Source organism: Allobosea sp. WAO (assembly GCF_001509835.1).
Classification (GTDB): Bacteria; Pseudomonadota; Alphaproteobacteria; order Rhizobiales; family Beijerinckiaceae; genus Allobosea.
In genome coordinates, this window is sequence record NZ_JXTJ01000008.1 from 463,071 (window position 1) to 484,404 (window position 21,334).

The 21,334-nt window shown below is 68.6% G+C and carries 19 protein-coding genes; 11 read left to right on the forward strand and 8 right to left on the reverse strand.

Annotated features, from left to right (window positions below):
* Window positions 1–2 precede the first annotated feature (2 nt).
* Genes DK26_RS17030 through DK26_RS17055 form a run of 6 tightly spaced genes read left to right on the forward strand, consistent with a single transcriptional unit; the run spans window position 3 to window position 5,046 of the window.
* On the forward strand, window positions 3–1,019 hold the full coding sequence (locus DK26_RS17030) for a VWA domain-containing protein (protein ID WP_066474956.1): 1,017 nt from the start codon (window positions 3–5) through the stop codon (window positions 1,017–1,019).
* Entirely contained in the window at window positions 1,016–1,930 is a 915-nt protein-coding gene (locus DK26_RS17035; protein ID WP_248310004.1) for a VWA domain-containing protein, read from the forward strand. The genes DK26_RS17030 and DK26_RS17035 overlap by 4 nt, the downstream gene beginning before the upstream one ends.
* Window positions 1,927–2,562 carry a tetratricopeptide repeat protein gene (locus DK26_RS17040; protein WP_066474958.1) on the forward strand — a complete coding sequence of 212 codons (636 nt, stop codon included), beginning with the start codon at window positions 1,927–1,929 and terminating at the stop codon, window positions 2,560–2,562. The genes DK26_RS17035 and DK26_RS17040 overlap by 4 nt, the downstream gene beginning before the upstream one ends.
* Window positions 2,559–3,827 (forward strand): BatD family protein, encoded by a 1,269-nt coding sequence (locus tag DK26_RS17045; protein WP_066474960.1) that lies wholly within the window; start codon window positions 2,559–2,561, stop codon window positions 3,825–3,827. Before DK26_RS17040 ends, DK26_RS17045 begins: the two co-directional genes overlap by 4 nt.
* Before the next feature lie 20 nt (window positions 3,828–3,847).
* A complete protein-coding gene (locus tag DK26_RS17050; protein ID WP_066474962.1) occupies window positions 3,848–4,108 on the forward strand; it encodes a DUF3302 domain-containing protein in 261 nt (86 codons plus the stop codon).
* Window positions 4,105–5,046, forward strand: coding sequence for an efflux RND transporter periplasmic adaptor subunit (locus DK26_RS17055; RefSeq protein WP_066474965.1), 942 nt, complete (start codon window positions 4,105–4,107; stop codon window positions 5,044–5,046). The genes DK26_RS17050 and DK26_RS17055 overlap by 4 nt, the downstream gene beginning before the upstream one ends.
* 29 nt (window positions 5,047–5,075) lie before the next feature.
* Here DK26_RS17055 and DK26_RS17060 read toward each other — a convergent pair whose 3' ends face one another.
* From DK26_RS17060 to DK26_RS29390, 8 genes are all read right to left on the reverse strand, one after another.
* Complete coding sequence (locus tag DK26_RS17060; RefSeq protein ID WP_066474968.1) at window positions 5,076–6,188, reverse strand: siderophore-interacting protein; 1,113 nt, start codon at window positions 6,186–6,188, stop codon at window positions 5,076–5,078.
* A 37-nt stretch (window positions 6,189–6,225) separates the two neighbouring features.
* Window positions 6,226–7,362: an ABC transporter substrate-binding protein gene (locus DK26_RS17065; protein ID WP_066474971.1), complete on the reverse strand. Its 1,137-nt coding sequence runs from the start codon at window positions 7,360–7,362 to the stop codon at window positions 6,226–6,228.
* A complete protein-coding gene (locus DK26_RS17070) occupies window positions 7,359–8,216 on the reverse strand; it encodes an alpha/beta hydrolase-fold protein (protein ID WP_184231628.1) in 858 nt (285 codons plus the stop codon). The genes DK26_RS17065 and DK26_RS17070 overlap by 4 nt, the downstream gene beginning before the upstream one ends.
* Window positions 8,217–8,227: 11 nt before the next feature.
* Window positions 8,228–10,399: a TonB-dependent siderophore receptor gene (locus DK26_RS17075; RefSeq protein ID WP_066474982.1), complete on the reverse strand. Its 2,172-nt coding sequence runs from the start codon at window positions 10,397–10,399 to the stop codon at window positions 8,228–8,230.
* A 166-nt stretch (window positions 10,400–10,565) separates the two neighbouring features.
* The gene (locus tag DK26_RS17080) at window positions 10,566–11,390 is read right to left on the reverse strand and encodes an AraC family transcriptional regulator (protein ID WP_066474984.1); all 825 of its coding nucleotides are present in this window, start codon (window positions 11,388–11,390) and stop codon (window positions 10,566–10,568) included.
* A gap of 140 nt (window positions 11,391–11,530) precedes the next feature.
* Window positions 11,531–14,161, reverse strand: a complete 2,631-nt coding sequence (locus tag DK26_RS17085) for an AAA family ATPase (protein ID WP_066474987.1) — start codon at window positions 14,159–14,161, stop codon at window positions 11,531–11,533.
* Window positions 14,158–15,282 carry a DNA repair exonuclease gene (locus DK26_RS17090; RefSeq protein WP_066475576.1) on the reverse strand — a complete coding sequence of 375 codons (1,125 nt, stop codon included), beginning with the start codon at window positions 15,280–15,282 and terminating at the stop codon, window positions 14,158–14,160. The genes DK26_RS17085 and DK26_RS17090 overlap by 4 nt, the downstream gene beginning before the upstream one ends.
* Window positions 15,283–15,467: 185 nt before the next feature.
* Entirely contained in the window at window positions 15,468–16,391 is a 924-nt protein-coding gene (locus DK26_RS29390; protein ID WP_066474988.1) for a DUF1932 domain-containing protein, read from the reverse strand.
* 157 nt (window positions 16,392–16,548) lie between these two features.
* Between DK26_RS29390 and DK26_RS17100 the strand changes: the two genes are divergently transcribed.
* From DK26_RS17100 to DK26_RS17120, 5 genes are all read left to right on the forward strand, one after another.
* Window positions 16,549–17,454 (forward strand): LysR family transcriptional regulator, encoded by a 906-nt coding sequence (locus DK26_RS17100; protein ID WP_066474991.1) that lies wholly within the window; start codon window positions 16,549–16,551, stop codon window positions 17,452–17,454.
* A gap of 132 nt (window positions 17,455–17,586) precedes the next feature.
* A complete protein-coding gene (locus tag DK26_RS17105; protein WP_066474992.1) occupies window positions 17,587–18,669 on the forward strand; it encodes a 4-oxalomesaconate tautomerase in 1,083 nt (360 codons plus the stop codon).
* Between the two features lie 26 nt (window positions 18,670–18,695).
* On the forward strand, window positions 18,696–19,421 hold the full coding sequence (locus DK26_RS17110; RefSeq protein ID WP_066474993.1) for a PIG-L deacetylase family protein: 726 nt from the start codon (window positions 18,696–18,698) through the stop codon (window positions 19,419–19,421).
* Window positions 19,418–20,107, forward strand: coding sequence for a 4-carboxy-4-hydroxy-2-oxoadipate aldolase/oxaloacetate decarboxylase (locus tag DK26_RS17115; RefSeq protein ID WP_066474995.1), 690 nt, complete (start codon window positions 19,418–19,420; stop codon window positions 20,105–20,107). The genes DK26_RS17110 and DK26_RS17115 overlap by 4 nt, the downstream gene beginning before the upstream one ends.
* Window positions 20,108–20,157: 50 nt before the next feature.
* A complete protein-coding gene (locus DK26_RS17120) occupies window positions 20,158–21,333 on the forward strand; it encodes an ABC transporter substrate-binding protein (RefSeq protein ID WP_066474997.1) in 1,176 nt (391 codons plus the stop codon).
* The last annotated feature ends 1 nt before the right edge of the window (window position 21,334 follow it).

A 21,334-nucleotide genomic window follows, 5' to 3' on the forward strand; every position in this document is an offset into this window, starting at 1 on the left:
CCATGCTCGCCTTCGCTTATCCCTGGCTCGCCTTGCTCGCCCCGCTGCCGCTGATCTGGCTCGGCCTGCCGGCTCATGCCGAGCGCCGCGCCGGCCTGCGCGTGCCGTTCTTCGACCAGCTTGCGCGCCTGAGCGGGCAGAAGCCTTTCGAGGGGGGCGTGGTTACGCGCCGAGGAGGCGCCCGGTTTGCCGTTCTTGCCGCGACCTGGCTGCTCGCGCTCGCGGCGCTGGCGCGCCCGCAATGGATCGACCCGCCGCTGCATCGCGACCTCCCGACGCGCGACCTGCTTCTGCTGGTCGATCTCTCAGGTTCGATGGACACCAAGGATTTCGTCGATCAGTCCGGGCAGACCGTCGACCGGCTGACGGCGGTCAAGCAGGTTCTCGACGACTTCCTCTCGCGCCGGAAGGGCGATCGCGTCGGCGTCGTCGTCTTCGGCGATGCACCCTTCGCCCTGGTGCCCTTCACCACCGATCTCGAGCTGAGCCGGGCGATGCTGCGCGACACCGCTGTCGGCATGGCCGGTCCGCGCACGGCCTTTGGCGATGCGATCGGCCTCGGGATCGGCCTGTTCGCGCGCAGCACCGTCAAGGCCAGAACGATCATCGCCCTGACCGACGGCAACGACACGGTCAGCAAAGTGCCGCCGGCGGAGGCGGCGCGTGTCGCCAAGGACAAGGGCATCGTCATCCACACGGTTGCGGTCGGTGATCCCACCGCCGCCGGCGAGGACAAGCTCGACGAGGCGGCGCTCAAGGAGGTGGCGAGCACCACCGGCGGCGGCTTCTTCCGGGCGCTCGATCGCGCGCAGCTCGCGCAGATCTACCAGCGCCTCGACGAGATCGAGACGCGCCGGATCGATACGGTCAGCTTCCGGCCACGGCGCGACATCTACTGGATTCCGCTTGCCGCCGGCCTCGTCCTCACGCTCCTGGCGCAGGGGCTGCAGCTGGCATGGCGCCACCGGCGCGACCACGCTTCCGCCCGCTCTCCTGCGATCGTGGGGAGGCCGTCGTGATCGCGGCGCTCGCCCCGTTCCATTTCGAGCGCCCGCTCTGGCTGCTGGCGCTCATCCCGGCGGCGGCGCTCTGGCTCCTCACGCATCGCAGCGCCGACATGCTGGTGAGGTGGCGCCGCGTCATCGATCCGGCCTTGCTGCCCCATCTCGTCGATGGCGAGACGCGGCCGGCGAGCATCGGCCCCGTCAACGCGCTGGCGCTGGCCTGGCTGCTGACGATAATCGCCGTCGCGGGCCCCGCTTGGCAGCGCGAGCCATCGCCCTTCGCGCAGGCCAAGCCGCCGGTCGCCATCGTCCTGAAGGTCACGCCGTCCATGCTGACGCAGGACCTCGCGCCGACCCGGCTCGACCGGGCCCGCCAGAAGCTGGCCGATATCCTGTCGGCGCGCGAAGGGGCGTCAGCGAGCCTCATCGCCTATTCCGGCTCCTCGCATCTCGTCCTGCCGCCGACGCCGGACAGCGCGGTCGTGCTCGATCTCGCCAAGTCCCTGTCGCCGGAGATCATGCCGCGCGAGGGCGACGACCTCGCCGGAGCGCTGGCGCTGGCAAGGCGGGTGCTCGCGGGCATGGACGATGCCGGCTCGGTGCTGATCATGGCGGATACGGCGACGCCGCAGGCGATGCCTGGGCACGCCGGCGCCGGGAGCGCGGTCACGATCCTGTCCCTGTCGGCGCCGGGATCGGAGGCGGGTGGCCTGCCCGAGATCGCCAAGGCACTGGATGCGAGCCTCGTCGCGACGACCGTCGACCAGACTGACGTAGCCGAGATCGTGCGGCGGCTCGACCGCGCCGACCAGCTGGGCAGCGTCGCGGGCGAAGGCCAGCACTGGCGCGAGGCAGGTTACTGGCTGACGCCGCTGATCGCGCTCCTGGCCTTGCTCTGGTTTCGGCGCGGATGGGTGCTGCCATGAGGCGCAAATTCGCAAGCTCGCCCTATCAGGTGGTCGCAGCCGTCGCGGCCCTGGCGCTGCTGTTCGCCTTCCATCGCCTGGGCTGGCAGGCGCTCTGGCTGACGCCGGACCAGCGCGGGCGCGTCCTGATCGACGAGGGCCGGGCCGCGGACGCGGCAAAGGCGTTCCGCGACCCGCTCTGGCGCGGCGTCGCGCTGTTCCGGGCCGGCGAGTTCAAGGAGGCCGCGCAGGCCTTCGCCGGGCGCGACACGGCGGTGGGCGCCTTCGATCAGGGCAATGCGCTGGTCATGCTCGGACAATATGACGACGCCTTGAAGCGTTATGATCGGGCGCTGGCGCTGCACCCCGGCTGGGAGGCGGCGCTGAACAACCGCGAGATCGCCCGTATTCGCGGCGAGCGCAAGAAGACCGAAGGCGGCGAGACCGGCAACACCGACGACAAGCCCGACGAGGTAGTGTTCGACAAGAACAAGAAGGGCGGCGAGGACACGACGGTCGAGGCCGCCCAGCCAATGTCGGACGAGGCTGTGCGCGCGCTCTGGCTCAAGCGGGTGCAGACCCGGCCTGCCGACTTCCTGCGCGCTAAGTTCGCCTATCAGCTCCAGGCGGCTCCGGCGGAGAAGGCGCCATGAGGTGGCTAGTCGCTCTGCTCGCTCTCGTCATCCCCGCTGCGGCGATGGCCCAGCAGCCGGCGAGCCCACCGCTGATGCGGACGCGCGTCGCGCCGGCTGAGGGCGTCGTCATCGGCCAGCCCGTGCAGCTCAATGTCGACGTGCTGTTTCCCGGCGAGATGCCGCATCCGCCGCTGGTTCGGGTGCCGGAAGCGGCGGGCGCCCAGATCCTGCGTTTCGAGACGCAGGCGACGACGATGCGCGATCGCATATCCGATCAGGATTATGTCGGCCAGAGTTTCGAGTTCACCGTCTTCCCGCGGCGCGGCGGGCAGATCGCCATCCCCGCGCCCGAGGTGACGCTGCTCGATCGCAGCGGTGACCCGGCGGGCTCGGCCAAGGGGGAGGCGACCCGAATCGATGTCGGCATCCCCGCAGGTCTCGATGCCTCCGGCCCTGTGCTCGCCGCCGACAAGGTGACGGCGAGCGAGAGCTGGGCGCCCGACCCCGGCACCACCCGCTTCAAGGCGGGCGACGCGATCACCCGGACGATCCGGCGCCAGGCGACGGGCGTGCCGGCGCTGGGCATGGCCGAGTTCCGCTTCACGGCGCCCGATGGCGTGCGCGTCTATGTCGATCCTCCGAAGATCGAGGACAGGAGCAATCGCGGCATCGTCGATGGCGAGCGGGTCGACAAGGCGACCTATGTCTTCGAGCGCGGCGGCAGCTATGTCCTGCCGGACCTGTCCCAGCCCTGGTGGAGCCTGGCGGACAAGCGGGCGCGGGTCGAAAGCTTGCCGGGCCTTACAATCTCGGTCGCATCTCCGGCGAGCCACCCTGCCGGCGGAGCGCGGGCGCCGCGCCTCGGGCTGTTTGCAGCTGTCACTGCCGCGGTCGTGCTCCTCGTTCTCGCGTTGGTCCTGATCCGACGCCGGCTGGTCGCCGCCTGGCATGGCTGGCAGCAACGCCAGCAGGATTCCGAAGCCTTTGCGCGCAAGACACTGATCAGGGAGGCGCAGGCCGGCGATCCGGCCGCGACCTATCGCGCGCTCGGCGTCTGGCTGGAGCGTCTTCCGCCTGCCGAACGGCAGCGCACGCGCGCCGATCCTCGCCTGTCTCCGTTCATCGCCGAACTCGAAAGCGCTCTGTTCGGCGGCGGCAGTGGCTGGGAGCCACAGAAGGGCGAGGCGCTGGCAAGGGCGGTGAGTACCTTCTCCCAACAGGCTGATGCTCCGGAGACGGCGCGCGCGCCGCTTCCGCCGCTCAATCCCGTCTATCCCGCCTGACCTTTTCGCAGGAGGCCCTCATGAGTGGGCTCGACATCTTCGCCTGGATTGTCCTGATCGTGCTGGTCGCCAGCACGATCTTCGTCATCGTCTTCATGGCCATGTTGCCGGGCATGGTGGCGCGGCGGCGAGGACACCCTTGGGCCGAGGCGGTCAATGTCGGTGGCTGGGTCACCCTGTTTCTCGGTTTCCTGCTCTGGCCCGTGGTCCTGATCTGGGCCTATGTCGACGTGCCGCCGCGCACTGACCGACCGGTCGACAAGGCAGGAGCGATCCAATGATCGTCGTCCTCCTCAACGTCTACCTCGCGCTCCTCTTCATCCTGGTGAAGCTGCGGGTCGTTCCATTCAACCTGTTCTGGAAGGTCTCGCCGGTTCTCGTCCTGCTGCTCCTGCTGATCGGCCTGTTCATTCCGATGAACTGGGGCGCGCCGCAGGGGCCGGCGCTCGTCGTCAGGAATTCGGTCGCGATCGTCCCCAGTGTCGCCGGCGAGGTCGTCGACGTGCCGGTCCAGGCCAACATGCCGATCAAGGCGGGCGACGTGCTGTTCCGGATCGATCCCGTTCCCTTCCAGGCCCAGGTCGACGCGGTCGCGGCGCAGCTCGCCTTCCAGGAGACGCGGCTCGCCGAGATGACGCAACTGCAAACCCGCGGCACGGGCAGGGCGTTCGACGTCGAGGAGCGGCAGGCCTCGGTCGATCAGCTCAAGGCGCAGCTCGAAGGCGCCAAATGGAACCTCGACAAGACGACGGTGCGTGCGCCGGCGGACGGCTATGTCACCAATCTTGCCCTGCGCAAGGGCGCCCGGGTTGCGAGCCTGCCGCTGTCTCCCGTGATGGCCTTCATCGACACCACCGAGACCATTGTCGGCGTTGAGGTCAACCAGATCGATGCGCGCTATCTCGCCGTGGGCCAGCCGGTCGAGCTGACCTTCAAGATGACGCCGGGCACCGTCCAGACCGGCAAGGTCGAGAGCATCCTGCAGGCGATCTCGACCGGGCAGGTTCAGACCTCGGGCCTCGCCGTCTCACCGACGGCAGTGCATGCGGCGCCGTTCGTCGTGCGCGTTCGGCTCGACGATCAGGGCTTCGCCAGTGGCCTTCCGGCAGGTGCTGCCGGTGACGCCGCGATCTTCACTGAGCACGTCAAGCCCGCGCATGTCATCCGCAAGGTCCTGCTGCGGCAGATCGCGATCACCAACTATATCAACCCGTTCTGAGGCAGGCTGCCGGCTCCGGGCGGTTCCCCTCAGGCGGCGCGGGCGGCGGCCTTCTTCTCGAGGGCATGCTGCTCCTCGGAGAGGCCGTTGCGCCAGTAGCTGACGATCAGGTGCTGGTCGCGTTCCGCACGCAGCCGCTGGCGCGCGGCGGCGCGCAACTGCCGGAACGTGTCGTGCTCCATCGCGGCCCAGACGTAGGTGCCCGGTCCGTCCTGCTCCCAGTCAAGGGCCTCGAACGCCGCCAGCAGCTGCGGCGCCGGACCGGCCTCGGCCCGGTCGCGGTGCAGCCAGCGCACCGTGACGCCGGCCGGTGCCGCGAGCGCCTGCTCCTCCTGCGCATCCGCGACCTCGATCAAAGCGAGTCCCTGCGCATCGCCGGGCAGGTTCGCCAGCATGCGGGCGACCGCCGGCAGGCCGGTTTCGTCGGCGAGGAAGAGGTAGCGCTCGGCCGCCCGCAGGCCGCGCCCGCCGGGGCCGGCCATGCCGATCTGGTCGCCGGCCCGGGCGCGCTCGGCAAAGGCCGAGCCCGGCCCCACATCGCCGTGCAGCACGAAATCGATGGCGAGCGTGCCGGCGGCGGCGTCGATCTCGCGGATCGTGTACTTGCGGACGGCGGGGCGCTGCTTGGCCGGCGGCTGGTTGACGAGCCCGTCTTCGCCGACCATCGGCCAAACCGGTTCGGCAAGGCCGGCCGGCGGAATGAACAGCCGCACATGCAGCGCTTCGAGCGAGTCGAAGCGCGCGAGGTCCTCGCCGCGGAAGCGGATGCGGCGCATATGCGGGGTCAGGTTTTCCGTGCCGGTGACGGTCAGAACCCTGAAATCGGGCAGGAGCGTCGGTCCACTGCCATCGCCCTGCCAGCTTATCGCGGGCACGCTGCCGGCCGGCGCGAGCTCGACGACATGGCTTGCGATCGCGAGCTTCATCGCCTGCAGGCCGGCGAGATTCTGCGCCTCGACACGGGCCAGCAGTTCGCCCTCCATCAAGCGCAGCACGGCCTGGCTGCCATCGAGCGCGATCAGTGTCGCGCCGTCGCGCTCACTCACCGTCGCATGATGCTCGGTTAGATGCTCGCAGAGCGCGAGCAGCAGCGCGGCCGGGTCGGCGAGGCTGAAACGCGCCTCGGCGCAAAGGATCGTCATGATCGGAAAGCCTTTCTGCTCGTGCGCCGCTGGCTTTTCAGCGCTGTCCCTTGGCGGTCCCGTCGATCCAGAGCGTGCCTTCGAGCGGAATCGCCGAGAAGCGCGTCGAGATCTCTTTCAGCGTCGCCTGTGGGTCGAGATCTGCGAACCGCTCGGGATGGATCCACTTCGCCAGCGCCTCGATCGCCACGATGTGCAGCGGCGTGTCGTTGAAGAGCTGCCAGAGGCCATAGGCACGGCCGTTGCGCACGGCACTGAGCGCACTGATGCCGGGGCTGGCGAGCAGGGTGGCGAAGCTGCGCGCGCCTTCCTCCGGCGAGACACCGAGCCCGAGCACGAGGCCACCGCGCCGGGCGAGATGCACGCCGCCCGTCGCGACATAGATCGCCGGGTCGGCGGCCAGCAATTGCTCGAGGCTGATCTGGCCGCTGGCGCCCGGCAGCATGGCCGCGGCGATGTTGCGGCCGCCGGCGAGGGTGATGAACTCGTCGAAGGTGCCTTTTCCGGGCGATGAGCAGCAATCGAAGCCGCCGGCATGAGCGTGCATGAAGACGCTCGGGCGCTCGATATCGCGCACGCGGCTGGCGAGCAGGGCGCGCCGCTCTTCATAGAAGCGAATATAGGCCTCGGCCTGCTCCTCCCGGCCGATCAGCTTGCCGAGCACGCGCAGGCTCGGCACCGTGTCGCGCAGCGGCTGCAGGTAGAAGTCGACCACAGCGACCGTGATACCGGCCGCTTCGAAGCGAGCGACCAGGTCGCCCGGGCCGTGCCGCGTGCCGGCGAGCGACTGGCTGAGGATGACGAGGTCCGGCGCCAGCGAGACGGCCTTCTCGAAGGAGAAGCCGTCCTGTGTGCCACCATCGCCGACCGTCGGTACAGTCTCGATCGCCGGGAATTTCGCGGCATAGCGGGCATAGGCGTCCGGGTTCTGGCGCTTATGGTCGCTACCCCAGCCGGCGAGCAGGCTGATCGGATCGGGATGCAGCAGCCCGAGCCCGTTGAGCTGGCGCCCCTGGGCGAGCACGATGCGCTTCGCCGGTCCAGGCAGCGAAACCGTGCGCCCGGCGAGGTCGGTCACCGTCACCGGCTGGGCCGCCACCGGTGCGGCGAGCATCCCAAGCGCGAGAAGGGAGGCGACGAGCCTCGTCGCGATCCGCGTCAGCCGGGCGATCATCGGGCGGTTTCCCCTCGAACTGACGCCTCGGCGAGCGTAAAGGCCACGGCGCGCGAGAGCATGGCGGGAATGACGGAAACATGGTTCTCGCCGGCGAAGGCGACATGCTCGCAGTCGAGCCGGCCGGAGGCGGCGAGCACTTCCGCCATCTCACCGGCATTATCGACCATGCGGGCCTTCTCCAGCCGGGTGGCGCGGTCGGGGAAGCGCAGCGCATCGGTGGTCTGCTCGTCGCCGCCAACGGTGATCAGCAGCCTTGGCGGCACGATCGGCGCCGGGCTGCGCAGGTACTGCGCCCTTGCGGCCAGGATGGCGCGGTCGTTCCACCAGATCGAAGGGCTGCCCGCCACGAGGCTGCGGAACAGCCCCGGCCTTGTGAACAGCGCGTGCAGGGTGAAAAGCCCGCCGAAGGAATGCCCGGCGAGCGCGAGCCGCGCCCGGTCGATGGGTGCGAGATCTGCTACCACCGGGAGCAGTTGCGTCTCGATCAGGTCGAGGAACCGGTCGGCGCCGCCACCGTCCGGCAACAGATCCAGCCGCCGCCGCTCGGCATCGAACGGGGCTGCGCCGGGATAGCCGATCCCGACGATCACCGCTGGGCCGACGCCGCTGACCTCGGGTCGGCCGGCCTGGAGACGGGCGGTGGTCAGCGCCGTCGCGAACAGCGCGTCGCCATCGACCAGCACCAGTACCGGGAAGCCTGCGGCTGGCGCTGGTTCGGGCGGGACTGCGACCAGCAGGCGATAGGGCAGGCCTTGCGCCGAGTGGATCTCGAACTGGCGTGCATGCGGCAACGCGACCGCTACGCCGTGCGAAAGCTCGCCCGGCCTGTTACTTGCGGATGCCGTGCGCACGCCGTCCGTCCTCACCAGCGATAGGACAGCGTCGCCAGCACCGTCCGGCGCAGGCCGAAGGAGCACTGCACGGCGGCGTAGCAGCCGGCGACATACTCCTTGTCGAGCAGGTTCTGGGCGTTGACCTGGACCTTCCAGCCCTTCATCGCGGCATTGGCGGCGCCAAGATCATAGCTGATCGCTGCATCGACCAGGGCGTAGTCGTCGGTGAAGAAGGTGTTGCCGGGGTCGCCGGCGCCGTTGCCGACATAGCGCACACCGGCACCCAGGCCGAGGCCGGAGAACAGGCCGGTCTTGAAAGTGTAGTGAGCCCAGAGCGAGGCCATGTGGCGCGGCACCACGGTCGGGCGCTTGCCGAGGTCGACGCCGGTGCTCTTGGTCACCTCCGCATCGGTGTAGGCATAGGCGGCGATGAGATCGAGACTCTCCAGAACGGTGGCGCGCGCCTCGAACTCGAAGCCGCGGGCCCGGACCTCGCCGGTCTGGATCTGGAAGCCGACATTGTTCGGGTCGGCCGTCGCCACATTGGTCTGCGTCAGATCGTAGACCGAGGCCTGGAAGAAGGCGTTGTAGCCGGGGGGCTCGTATTTCAGTCCGACTTCGAACTGCTCCCCTTCGGTCGGCTTGAAGGGGGTGCGCGCAAAGGTCGTTCCCGCCACTGGCTCGAACGAGGTCGAATAGCTCGCATAGGGCGCAAGCCCATTGTCGAAATTGTACATCAGCGCGACGCGCCCGGTATTGGCGGTGTCGTCCTGCTTGGTCAGGGCGCCATTGGTCATGTTGCGCGTGCGCGCCATCGCGCGGTCAAATCTGCCGCCGATCAGGAGCGAGAGCCGGTCGAGCTTGATCTGATCCTGAAGGTAGACGCCATATTGCTCGGTCAGCTGCGCCGTGCCAGGCACGGCAGGGACGGCGAAGGGCCGGCGGCCATAGACCGGGGCGAAGGCGTCGAGCGTCTGCACGACGCCGCCGGCGCCGGTGAAGGCCGTGCCGTCGGCCCAGTAGCCGTCGACGCCGAACAGCAGCTTGTGCGTCAGCGGGCCGGTGCGGAAGTCGGCCTGAAGCTGGTTGTCGACGCCAAACGTCTGGGCCTTCTCGTTCGAGGCGGTGACGCGGCGGGTCAGGGTGCGCTGGTTGGCGCCGAGCGAGGCTGCTGCGACCGTGCGGTTGCGCAAGTCGAGGTCGCTGTAGCGGGCGTTCTGGCGGAAGCTGAAGACCTCGTTGAAGCGATGCTCGAAGGCGTAGCCGAGATTCAGCGCGTTGCGAGCGTAGCCCTCATAGCTTGGCTCGCCGGGGAAGAAATTGCTGCGGATGCGGCCGTTCCGGTTCGGCAGTGCGGTGCCGATCGACGGAAGGAAGCCATAGAAGCCGGTCTCGGGATCGCGCTGATAGGAGGTCAGCAAGGTCAGGCTGGTCGCCGCATTCGGCTGGAACGTCAACGACGGCGCGATGTAGAGCCGCTCTTCCTTGGTGAAGTCGACCTGCGTATCGGCTGCGCGTCCAAGCCCGACGAGACGGTAGAGAATTGTCTTGTCCGCCGTCACCGGCCCGCCGATGTCGAAGGCGAGCTGGCGGCGCTCAAAGCTGCCGAGCACCACCTGAACCTCGCCATGCGCCTGCTCCTGCGGGCGCTTGCTGACCATGTTGATCAGGCCACCCGGCTTGACCTGGCCGAAAGTCACCGAGGATGGCCCGCGCAGCACCTCGACGCGCTCCAGCCCCCAGGGCTCGCCGATCGGTACCAGGAAGTTGACGCCGCGCTGCAGGCGCAGCCCGTCGAGATTGTTGATGAAGCCGGCTCCGCCACCGCTGCCGCCGAATCCGCGGATGAAGACGCTGTCGTAACGCCCTGAGGAGAGGCGGGTTTCGCCCAGCACGCCGGCGCTGTAGCGCACCGCCTGGCTGACGCTCTGCACGCCCTGGTCGTCCATCTGGGCGCGCGGCACGACGCTGACCGATTGCGGTGTCTCGATCAGCGGCGTGTCGGTCTTGGTCGCGGTGGCGCTGCGCCGCGCGACATAGCCGTCGACCGGCCCGTTCGCCCGCTCGCCCTGGACCTCGATCGTATCGAGGCCGATTGCCGGAGCGTTCTGCGCGTGTCCCGAGCCCGACCAGCCGACGATGATTGCCGCGAGCGCGACCGAGGCCTTGGCCGCAGTGCGATTGCCGATGATGAAATTCATGAACCCGACCTTTGCCCCACCACCTCGCGGTGGATTACCCGTGGGGGTTGTTCAGGAACGGCGCCCTGGGGGCAACGAAGTCGGCTTTCGATCGCGGCAGTAATTCTTTCGCTGCAGTTTCGAACCGGTTCAACGAGAGAAAGGCCGGGCGCAGGATCTGTGCCCGTCAACGCAGGGCGCTCGGCGAAATGCCGAAACGCTTGCGGAAGGCGCTCGAAAAATGCGCCGGGCTGTAGCCGACGCGGAAGGCGGCGACGGCGACGCTGGCCTCGCCGCTGGCGATCAGCGCGTGCGCCTGCTGCAGCCGGTACTCCTGCAGATAGCCGAAGACGCTGGTGCCGAACTGGGCACGGAAGGCCGAGGTCAGCTTGCTCGGGTTGAGCCCGGTGCGGCGCGCCAGCTCCGAAAGACTGGGGGGATCCTGCACCGACGCTTCCAGGATCTCGCGCACCGCCTGGATCTGATCGCGCGTGCGCGCATCGAGCTTCGCCGGACGGACCGGCCGCTCCCCGATGATCTCGTCGAGGGCGAGCGCCCCGAGTTCGAGCGCCTTGCCGGCGAGATAGAAGCTGCGCAGCGAATCGGCGACGCGGCATTCGGCCATTTGCAGCGCGAGCGCGCGCAATTCGGCGCTGGCCGGGCGGACCCAGAGGCAGGCATCGTCTGGCCCGGACAGCAGCAGCAGCCGGGAGAGCTCGGCGCCGAATTCCCGCGCCACGAAGTCCAGTTCGAACTGCATCAGCGCGCAGCGCACTGCGCCGCCGGTCAGGCCGGTGCGTTGCTGAATATGTTCGCCGCCATTGGCCGCGACCAGCAAGGCGGGCCCTTCGATCATCACCGGCGGGCGGTCGTCGAGCTCTAGCGTCTGGCGTCCGTCCAGCATCACGCCGACCTTGAGCCCCGACCGCATCGGGCCGGTCACGCTTTCCCCTTCGGCGATGAAGAAGGTTCCGGCCTTGAGCGAAAGGTTGTCCGAAAACAGCTTCAGCATTCCGCCGGGCGAAGGTTCTGAAACATGACCAGGTGACATCACGGCCTCGGAGAGATCGCGCGGTGATATCTGGGTCGGGGTAAAATGTAAAATAAATCAGTAGTTTATATGGATTCCAAGCTTGCCTCGCGAGCGCGGCTTCAGCCTTCCGGGCTCCAGGGCTTCATCCGCAGGATGTTGCCGCCGAGCTGCGAGAAGGCGCGCTGCCGGCACGAGAAGACGATGATCTGCTGGTCGCTGGCCTGGCGGTGCAGGGCGTCGAACATCCGCTCGATGCGGTCGTCGTCGGAGTAGACCAGCGCGTCGTCGAGGATCACCGGGGCCGGCTGGCCGTCCTTGGCGAGCAGCCGGGCGAAGGCGAGGCGGGTGAGCACGGCGAGCTGCTCGCGCATGCCGCCGCTGAGCACGCCGACCGGTTCTTCCAGGCCGTTGCGGCGGACGGTGCGCGGCAGCAGGGTGTCCTCGTCGAAGGTGACTGAGGCGTCCTCGAAGAGCAGCCCGAGCAGAGGCTTCAGTTCGGCCATCACCGGGCGGAAATAATGGTCGCGCGCCGTGGTGCGGGCCGCCTCCAGCGCGTCGCGTAGGCGTGAGAGGAGGGCGACCTCGTGCGCCAGTCCAGCCAGGCGCTTCTCGGCCGCAGCGAGCTTCTCGCTGGTTTCCTGCCAGGCCTCCTCGACGGCGGCATCGGCGCGGGCGCGGATCTGGCCGTTGATTTCGGCCGCATCCTCCCGCAGTTTCGCGATCTCGTTCGCCGTGGAGTCGACGATCGAGCGCATCCGCCGCAGCTTCGCCTCGGTGCCTGCAAGGTCGATCGCGCTGGCGCGCAGGCTCTCGACCCGTTCCGAGACGGATGCAAGTTCGCCTTCTGCCCGCGCGAATGTCGCTTCGAGCGCGGCCGCGTGGGCCTCCCGCCCATCCTCGGCGCCCATTACGGTCGTGAGTCCGGCGCGTTCGGATGCGATCGTCGCCAGCGCCCGCTCGGCCGCGAGGATGGCGGTATCGGCCGCTTCGCGCTGCGGCTGGGCTTCCCGCACGGCGTTGCGCGATGTGGTGACGCGGGCCTCGGCCGCGTCGAGAGCGAGGCGAGTGGCTTCCGGATCGGCCTTGATCTCGATGATTTCGCCGCGCTGCGCCTCCAACCTGGCGATGCTCTCCTGCAAATCGGCCAGCCCATGTGGTGCCAGCAAAGCGAGGCGCTGCTGGCCGAGCCGAAGCGCCGTCTCCAGTTCCCGGAGCCTGGTTTCGCGCTGGCGACCTTCGGCGAGACTGGCGATGCCGAGCAATTTCAGCCCCTTTTGTCGCCGGGCTTCGGCCTGGGCGAGCTCGGCCTGGCCATCCTGGCCTTGCGGCAGGGTCAGCGTGATCCTGCCGATCTCGGCGATGTCCAGCGTGGTGCTGCCGGTCAGGGCTTTCTCCTCGCCGTCGCCAAGCGCCATGCCGGCGATGCTGATGGCCGCGCTGGCGCCGTCACGATAGTCGACGCGGAGCAGCGGCATGCGTGCGGCGACGATGGCGCGCAGCCCGACGAGTTCGGTCTCCAACGCCTCGAGCTGCCGCAGGCCGGCTGCCGGCAAAGCGAGCGCCCTGATCTCGGCCTCAAAGGACTCTATGGCGGTGCGCTCGGCCTCGGCGCCGGCATGGGCCTCGCGCAGGCCGGTGAGGCGCTCGGCGGCGTCTCTTGCCCGCAGCGCCTTCTCCAGCCGGGAGAGCAGATCGCGTGCCTGCCTTTCCTCGCTTTCGGCCAGCTCGACCGCCGCCGCCGCTGCCCGGCCGGCCTCCGCCGCGGCACGCTGGCGGGCCAGCGCCTCATCGCGCCTACCTGTGGCTTCGCTTTCGAGCGCCTGCAGTTCGGCGAGGCGCGCCAGGCTGCGCCGATAGGTCGTGAGCGCCTGGCCGGCGGCATCGCGCTGGCTGCGGGCCAGGGCGGCCTCCGCCTCCGCCGTCTTCAGGGTCTCGCCCTGCGCCTTGGCTGCGGCGAGGTCCTTTTCGGCTTGAGCCAGGGCACCCTGCCGGGCGCGCTCCTCCTCGCGATCCTCGAGTTCGTTCAGCCGGTTGCGGATGCTGCGGCGCCGGTCGAGCGCGGTGCGCAGCTCAGCGACTTCGGCCGCCAGCTTGCGCTCGGCTTCGGCCAGGCGGTCGCGTTCCTCCAAGGCGAGGGCGTAGGGCCCGCCGGCCTTCGGCCGGCGCGTCGCCGTCACGAGCCGCGAGAGCTCCTCTTCGCAAGCGGCGACGGCCTGCGCCATGCGCCGGCCGCCGGTCAGCGATTCGACTTCGCCCTGCACCGAGACCAGCACGGATTCGCGTGCCCGCTTCTCGTTTTCCTCTTCGCTCTTCGCCCGCCGTTCGATGCCGGTGATGCCCTGGCGCACCCAAAGCAGCCCGGCCGGGCCGGTGGTGCCGCCCTGCACCAGCGCGCCGATGAACTTTTCCGCCTCGTCGGCCTGTGCGATCAGCCGGCCGCTCGAAAGCTCGCGCACCATCGCCCGCTTGCCGCCATAGAACTGCTTGGTCAGGCGGAAGGCGCCATCGGAGGTCTTGATGTCGGCCTCGACGAGTGGATTGCCGCCGCTATAGGGCCGCAGAGTCTGCACCGGGCCGGGCGTGCCGGTATGCGGCTGGAAGAACAGCGCGTGAAGCGCGTCGAAGCAGGTCGACTTGCCGACCTCGTTGACGGCGCTGAGCACGTTGACGCCGTCGCCGATACCTTCGACGGCGATGCCGGTGCCGGCGAAACGCCGGACATTGTGGAGGCGAAGCGCGCTGAGCTTCATGGCTGCATCGCGTCGCAATAGGAGAACAGCCGCACCAGCGCCTCGCCGGCGATCTCGCGCTCGGCTTCCGGGCGGCCTTCGTCGTGACTCTCGGCCAGCAACAACTCGGCCGCCTGGCGCAGGGCGCCGGCCCTGTCGATCGCGTCGAGATCGGTATCCTCGCAATCGGCGGCGAGTCCCTCGGTGTCGAGCTGCAGCTCGGCGAATTCCGGCGCAACCCCGGCGATCGCAGCTTCGAGTGCCATCCGCGCCGCTGGGCGCAGGCGGCCGGAGGCGATGACGCGCAACAGCGTCTGGCGGCGGCCGGAACCGCCTGGCAGCTCGGCAGCGAGCGCGGTGGCCGCATCGTCGCCGGAGAGCAGGTCCAGCGAAAGGCTGCGCCAGGCAAAACTGCCGGTCTCGACCGGGGTGACCTCGGGCACGGCACCAGGACCGGCGAGGCCGACCAGCAGGGCCCGTCCGGGCTCGCCATGCTTGAAGCGGTCGGGCTCCGGCGTGCCGCTGTACCAGCTGCGGGCATTGACCGCCATCTGGCCATGCCAGTCGCCGAGTGCGAGGTAGTCCAGCCCGGCGCGCGAGGCGCGGTCGGGGGCGATGATGTCGAGGCCGGAACCGTCCTCGGAAAAGCTCTGGATCGCGCCATGGGCGAGGCCGATGCGTAGCGCACCTTCCGGTGTCGCCGCCCTGTCCATCCACTCGGTCAGGTCGCGGCCGGGGCGGCGCGTCGTGCAGGGGGCGGGGAGCAGCGTCACCCCCGGCGCCAGCAAGATCGGCTCCGGCTCGGTCGCCAGCATGACATTGCCCGGCAGGGCGGCGCGGGCGGCGGCCCATAGCTCTTCGGCGAGCAGGGAATCATGGTTGCCCGGCAGCATCACCCAGCGCAGGCCGGCATGGCCAGCCATGGCGGCGAGCGCCTGGCGCAGCATGGCAGGGCTCGGCGTCTCCGTGTCGAAGCAGTCGCCTGCCAGCAGGATCGTGCCGGCGCCGGCCATTCGCGCCTGCGCGGCGAGCCGGTCGAGCACGGTGTGTCGGGCGTCGCGCAGGCGGCCGCGCAACTCCTCCGGCAGGTTGCCGAAGCGCTTGCCGATATGCAGATCCGATGAGTGGATGAAACGGAACATCATGCCTCTGGCCGGATGAAGTCAGCCTGCGGCGGGATTCGTCAAGGCGACAGGTGCAGCTTCGATGCTGCCGGTGCCGTGGCGTGGTGCCGGGCACGGGCGGCCGGAGTGCGAGTCCGTCGGAGAGTCCCTTGGTCTATCGGCATTCGACTGATTTTACAGGCACTTGCAGCGTCGAGTGGAATCTACTTCTCAGTGGCACCCGGGCTCGCTCTCGCCTCGTCGTCGGCAAGTGCCGTGTCTACCGCACCTAGAATGGCGAAGCCTTCCTCCGGCTCCAGGCGCAGGCCGAGCCGGCCGAGCCGCTCCTGCTGGGCGACGACGCCCTCGGTCACTGCGGGGTCGAGGCCGAGTTCGCGCAGGGTCAGCGCGACTTCCCGCATCTCGGCGGCGCGACGGACGCCGTGCTGCAGCATGCGGCTGACATTGTAGGGAACCTGCCGGGACCAGTCGAAGCCGGGATAGCTTGCCGCGAGGGAGGCCAGGATCTTGTCCTGCACGCCGGCCCTGCGCGCCGCCATGAAACACTCGTAGCTCAGGGCTTCCAGCCCCTTGACCATGACGCTGCGGACCATCTTGACGGTCGTTGCCGAGCCGATCTCGCGACCTGCGAACGACAGACTCATCCCGAGTTCCGCGAAGGCCTCGATGAAACGCGGGCCGGCCTCGCCTGCAACGAGGCAGGGCGTGGCATGCCGCCTCGGATGAATCGGCGCCATGATGGCAAGATCGAGATAGGCGCCATCGCCGCCGAAGAGCGCCGCTGCCTCGCGCTTCCTGCCGGGCGAAACCGAGTTCACGTCGATGAAGACCTGACCGGAAACGAGATGGTCGGCCGCCTGCCGCGCCGCCTCGACGCTGGATGCCGCCGTCACCGCCGAGAAGACGAAATCAGCCCCGGCCAGCGCCTCGCGGGGACTGGCCGCCAGCCGCACGCCAAGCCTTGCCGCGGGCTCGCGGACCCGTGCCTCGGCGCTGGCTATGTCGAAAGCGGTAATCTCGGCGATGCCGGCCTCCAGCAGTCCGCCGGCCAGTGCCTGTCCCGCTTCGCCGAAGCCGATGAAGCATAGACGGGGTGGATTGGCGCGTGCGGGAGCGGACTGGCTCATCGTTCTTTCCTCTCGGAACGCCGGCAGGGCGTGGTGGCGCGGCAGGCGGGGCGACGGCTCAGGCTGCCGCCCTGCGCGCCCGAAGACAAATTTGAACAATGGCGGGTTTGATGAAAATCTTGCATCAGAACCGACCACGCGCAGGGAAGGGCCGCTTGTGAGGATCGACGTGCTCGGCCTGCAGGCCTTCGTCAGCATCGCCGAGCGCGGTAGCTTCCATGCTGCCGCCTCCCATCTCAACCTGTCGCAGACGGCGCTGAGCCACCGCATCCGCAAGCTGGAGGAGGGGCTCGGAATCCAGCTCCTGCAGCGGACGACGCGCCAGGTTTCCCTGACCAGAGCCGGCACCGCCCTTTTGCCCAAGGCACGCCGGATATTCGAGGAGCTGGGCACCTCCCTGGACGAATTGCGTCTCGATGCCGAGGAGGTGGCCGAGAGCGTCGAGGTCGGTTGCCTGCCGACCATTGCCATGCGCAGCATGCCGGAGGTGATCGCGGAGTTCGTGCGCCGCCATCCCGACATCCGGGTCAGGGTGCACGACAACTCCGCTGCCGAGATCGCCGACAAGGTCCAGTCCGGCGAGGCCGAGTTCGGCATCACCATCGTCGCCGCCAATCGCTGGGATCTCGATCTCAAGCCGGTGGTCAAGGAACCCTTCGTGCTGGTCTGCCCGCGCCATTCGCCGCTGGCGGCGTCGCCGTCCCTGAGCTGGGCACAGCTGGAGAACCTTCCGCTGGTCCGCATCAGCGCCGAGACCGGCAATCGCATCCTGATCGACGATGCGCTCGGCGCCCGCCGCGAGAAGCTGGCCTGGCGCTACGAGGTCCAGCGCGCCGCAACCGCGGTCAGCTTCGTGCGGGCCGGTCTTGGCTTCACCGTCCTGCCGCAGCTGGCGCTCGACATGGGCGCGACCGAGGAGCTTGTGGCGATCCCGCTGCGCTCGCCGACGGTGACGCGCACGCTCGGGATCATCACGCGCAAGGGTGTGGCGCTGCAGCCCGCGGCGCGTGAGCTGCTATCGCTGGTCGTCGACGCGCTGAAAAGGGAGCGCCTGACGACCTGAGGCGATTGCTGAGAGTCGTGCATGAAACGCTGCATTCTTGTCATTTGAATAAGCAATCGCCGGCAGCCATGGTTGCGGCGAACAGAGCGCCTCATCGTCGGCGCCGAGATTCCGCTGGGAGGCCGACAGTCCATGCAGATCGCGATCCCCTGCATGCTGATCCGCGGCGGTACCTCCAAGGGCGCCTATTTCCTCCGCGAAGACCTGCCTTCCGATCCGGCCGAGCGCGACGCCATCTTGCTTTCGGTGATGGGCTCGCCCGACAAGCGCCAGGTCGACGGCCTTGGCGGCGCCCACCCGCTGACTAGCAAGGTCGCGATCGTCTCGCGCTCGACCGAGCCGGGCTGCGACATCGATTTCCTGTTCGCCCAGGTCGGGATCGAGACGGCCAGCGTCGATACCACGCCGAATTGCGGCAATATCCTCGCCGGCATCGGCCCCTTCGCTTTGGCCCGCGGCCTCGTCCCGGCGGCCGGAGCTTCGACGACGGTTCGCGTCCGCACGCTGAACACCGGCACCGTCGCCGATCTCGTGATGCAGACCGGCGACGGGCAGGCGGGCGTCACCGGGGAGGCCCGGATCGACGGCGTGCCAGGCACTTCGGCGCCAATCGACATCAGCTTTCTCGGGACCGAAGGTTCGGTCTGCGGTGCCCTGCTGCCCACCGGCAATGCGGTCGACATCGTCGAGGGCATTGAGGCGACGCTGATCGACAACGGCATGCCCGTCATCGTGATGCGCGCCGCCGATCTCGCCCGCACCGGCCATGAACCGCGCGAGGAGCTCGACAAGGATTTCGAGCTCAAGACGCGCATCGAGCGCATCAGGCTGACGGCCGGCCCCTTGATGAATCTCGGCGATGTCTCCGCCAAGGTCGTGCCCAAGATCGCGCTCGTTGCCGCGCCGCGCGCCGGCGGTGCCATCGCGACGCGCAGCTTCATCCCGCATGAATGCCATGCCTCGATCGGGGTTTTCGCCGCCGTCACGGTGGCGACCGCCGCTGCCTTGCCGGGATCGCCCGCAGCCTCCGTCGCGGTGATGCCTTCGGGGCGCGAGCGCTCGCTCTCGGTCGAGCATCCCACCGGCGAATTCACCGTGCGCCTGACGGTCGGCGGAACGCCCGAGAAGCCTGTGGTCGAACGGGCCGGGCTGCTGCGCACCGCCCGCATCCTGATGGACGGCCGGGCCTTCGTGGCGCCGCGGTCCGCCGCCTGAAGTCGCGACAAGAGGACCTTCGATCGATGCCGAGCCCGCAGAAGACAGGTCTGGTCGTCACCGCCCATCCCGGCGATTTCGTCTGGCGGGCCGGCGGCGCCATCGCCCTGCACGCCAAACGCGGCTTCCGCGTCAAGATCCTCTGCCTGTCCTATGGCGAGCGCGGCGAGAGCCAGTTCGCCTGGAAGAAGGCGGGCGTGAAGATGGAGGAGGTCAAGGCGCAGCGGCGCGAGGAAGCTGAAGCCGCTGCCGCGCTCCTCGGCGCCGAGATCGAGTTCATGGACGCCGGCGATTACCCGCTGCGCACGACCGAGCCGATGCTGGAGCGCGCGATCGACATCTTCCACGAACTCAATCCGAGCTTCGTGCTGACCCATGCGCTTGAAGACCCCTATAATGTCGACCACCCGGAGGCGACGCGCTTTGCCCAGGAGGCGCGCATCATCGCCCAGGCGGCCGGCCATAAGCCCGATCCGAACCGCGCCTATGCGGCGCCGCCGCTCTTCCTGTTCGAGCCACACCAGCCCGAGCAGTGCAATTTCAGGCCGAATGTCATCCTCAACATCGACGAGGTCTGGGAGGTGAAGCGCCAGGCCTTCGAGATCCTCGCCGCCCAGAAGCACCTCTGGGAATACTACACCCGCGTTGCGCTGAACCGCGGCATGCAGGGTGGGCGCAATTCCGGCAAGGCGATGACCTATGGCGAGGCGTATCAGCGCCTCTTCCCGGAAGCGCTGGAGACGCTGGCATGAAGCCCGTGGTCGTCAGGACGAACAGGCGCGCCGCTGCTGCCGACATCGCATCCTTGGGCGAGCTCGGGGTATCGACGACGCATGAGGCGATGGGGCGCAGCGGGCTGATGAAGCCCTATATGCGGCCGATCTATGCGGGCGCGCAGATCGCCGGCAGCGCCGTCACGGTGCTGGCCCTGCCCGGCGACAACTGGATGATCCATGTCGCGATCGAGCAGGTGAAGCCGGGCGACATCCTCGTCGTCGCCTGCACTGCCGACAATACCGACGGCATGTTCGGTGACCTCTTGGCGACTTCGCTGATGGCGCGCGGTGGTGTCGGCCTCGTCATCGATGCCGGCGTGAGGGACGTTCGCGTGCTGACCCGGATGGGCTTTCCGGTCTGGTCGCGAGCGATTTCGGCCAAGGGCACGGTCAAGGCGACGCTCGGCTCGGTCAACGTGCCGGTGGTCTGCGCCGGGGCGCTGGTCAACCCCGGCGATGTCGTCGTCGCCGATGATGACGGCGTCGTGGTGGTGCCGCGGCTCGATGCGGGTTTGGTCGCCGAAGCCGGGCGCAAGCGCGAGGCCGGCGAAGAGGAGAAGCGCCGGCGTCTGGCCTCTGGCGAACTCGGCCTGGACATGTACGCTATGCGCGAAGGCCTCGCCAAGGCGGGCCTTATCTATCGCGACGACGCAGACGACTGAGAAGAACAACCCCGAAACGGGGATCAGCAGAACTCTTGGGGAGGAACGACATGACGCATCGCAGGACTGTTCTCAAAGGAGTGCTCGGCTTCGCGCTGGCCGCGTCGGTCAGCAGCGCGGCGCTGGCGCAGGAGGCGCTGAAGATCGGACTCATCCTGCCGATGACGGGGCCCTTCGCCTCGACCGGTCGGCAGATCGACGCGGCGGTAAAGCTCTTCCTGGCCAAGGAAGGCGCGGTCCATGGCGGGCGCAAGCTCGAGGTCATCCTCAAGGACGACGCCGGCAATGCCGACGCGACGCGCCGCCTCGCCCAGGAACTGGTGGTCAACGACAAGGTCTCTGTGCTGGCCGGCTTCGGCCTGACGCCGCTCGCCATGGCCACGGCGCAGGTCGCGACACAGGCCAAGGTACCGCAGGTCGTGATGGCGGCGGCAACCGCCACGATCACCGAGGCTTCGCCCTATATCGCGCGCACCTCCTTCACTCTGCCGCAGGCTTCCGAGCCGATGGCCGACTGGGCCTGGGCTAACGGTATCAAGAAGGTCTTCACGGTCGTCACCGATTACGGCCCGGGCATCGATGCCGAGACCTCTTTCGCCAACAAGTTCAAGGCGGCCGGCGGCACGGTCGAGAGCGTGCGCGTGCCGCTGCGCGGCCCCGACTTCGCGCCATTCCTGCAACGCGTCTCGGAGGCCAAGCCCGATGCGCTCTTCGTCTTCGTGCCCTCCGGCGTCGGTGCGCAGTTCATGAAGCAGTTCGTCGAGCGCGGGCTCGACAAGGCCGGCGTCAAGCTGATCGGCCCCGGCGACGTGGTCGATGACGACATCCTCCAGGGTATCGGCGACGTCGCGCTCGGCGCCATCACCACGCATCATTATTCGGCCGCGCATGACAGCCCGGCCAACAAGGCCTTCGTCGAGGCCTTCCAGAAGGCCAATCCCGGCATGCGGCCGAATTTCATGGCGGTCGGCGGCTATGACGGCATGCAGCTGATCGCCAAGGCGCTGGAGGCGACCAAGGGCGACGCGAATGGCGACAAGCTGATCGCGGCGATGAAGGGCGCCTCATGGGAGAGCGTGCGCGGGCCGGTGAAGATCGATCCGGACACCCGCGACATCATCCAGAACATCTATGTCCGCAAGACCGAGAAGGTCGGTTCCGAGCTCCACAATGTCGAGTTCGCGACGATCAAGGACGTCAAGGACCCGGTGAAGGCCCGCAAGTGAA

Bases quoted from the DNA above. Each gene is read 5' to 3' on its own strand.
- DK26_RS17075 (WP_066474982.1), bottom strand. From the start codon at position 10,399: ATGAATTTCATCATCGGCAATCGCACTGCGGCCAAGGCCTCGGTCGCG.
- DK26_RS17050 (WP_066474962.1), top strand. From the start codon at position 3,848: ATGAGTGGGCTCGACATCTTCGCCTGGATTGTCCTGATCGTGCTGGTC.
- DK26_RS17085 (WP_066474987.1), bottom strand. From the start codon at position 14,161: ATGAAGCTCAGCGCGCTTCGCCTCCACAATGTCCGGCGTTTCGCCGGC.
- DK26_RS17090 (WP_066475576.1), bottom strand. From the start codon at position 15,282: ATGTTCCGTTTCATCCACTCATCGGATCTGCATATCGGCAAGCGCTTC.
- DK26_RS17045 (WP_066474960.1), top strand. From the start codon at position 2,559: ATGAGGTGGCTAGTCGCTCTGCTCGCTCTCGTCATCCCCGCTGCGGCG.
- DK26_RS29390 (WP_066474988.1), bottom strand. From the start codon at position 16,391: ATGAGCCAGTCCGCTCCCGCACGCGCCAATCCACCCCGTCTATGCTTC.
- DK26_RS17115 (WP_066474995.1), top strand. From the start codon at position 19,418: ATGAAGCCCGTGGTCGTCAGGACGAACAGGCGCGCCGCTGCTGCCGAC.
- DK26_RS17040 (WP_066474958.1), top strand. From the start codon at position 1,927: ATGAGGCGCAAATTCGCAAGCTCGCCCTATCAGGTGGTCGCAGCCGTC.
- DK26_RS17055 (WP_066474965.1), top strand. From the start codon at position 4,105: ATGATCGTCGTCCTCCTCAACGTCTACCTCGCGCTCCTCTTCATCCTG.
- DK26_RS17030 (WP_066474956.1), top strand. From the start codon at position 3: ATGCTCGCCTTCGCTTATCCCTGGCTCGCCTTGCTCGCCCCGCTGCCG.
- DK26_RS17065 (WP_066474971.1), bottom strand. From the start codon at position 7,362: ATGATCGCCCGGCTGACGCGGATCGCGACGAGGCTCGTCGCCTCCCTT.
- DK26_RS17120 (WP_066474997.1), top strand. From the start codon at position 20,158: ATGACGCATCGCAGGACTGTTCTCAAAGGAGTGCTCGGCTTCGCGCTG.
- DK26_RS17080 (WP_066474984.1), bottom strand. From the start codon at position 11,390: ATGCTGAAGCTGTTTTCGGACAACCTTTCGCTCAAGGCCGGAACCTTC.
- DK26_RS17060 (WP_066474968.1), bottom strand. From the start codon at position 6,188: ATGACGATCCTTTGCGCCGAGGCGCGTTTCAGCCTCGCCGACCCGGCC.
- DK26_RS17110 (WP_066474993.1), top strand. From the start codon at position 18,696: ATGCCGAGCCCGCAGAAGACAGGTCTGGTCGTCACCGCCCATCCCGGC.
- DK26_RS17105 (WP_066474992.1), top strand. From the start codon at position 17,587: ATGCAGATCGCGATCCCCTGCATGCTGATCCGCGGCGGTACCTCCAAG.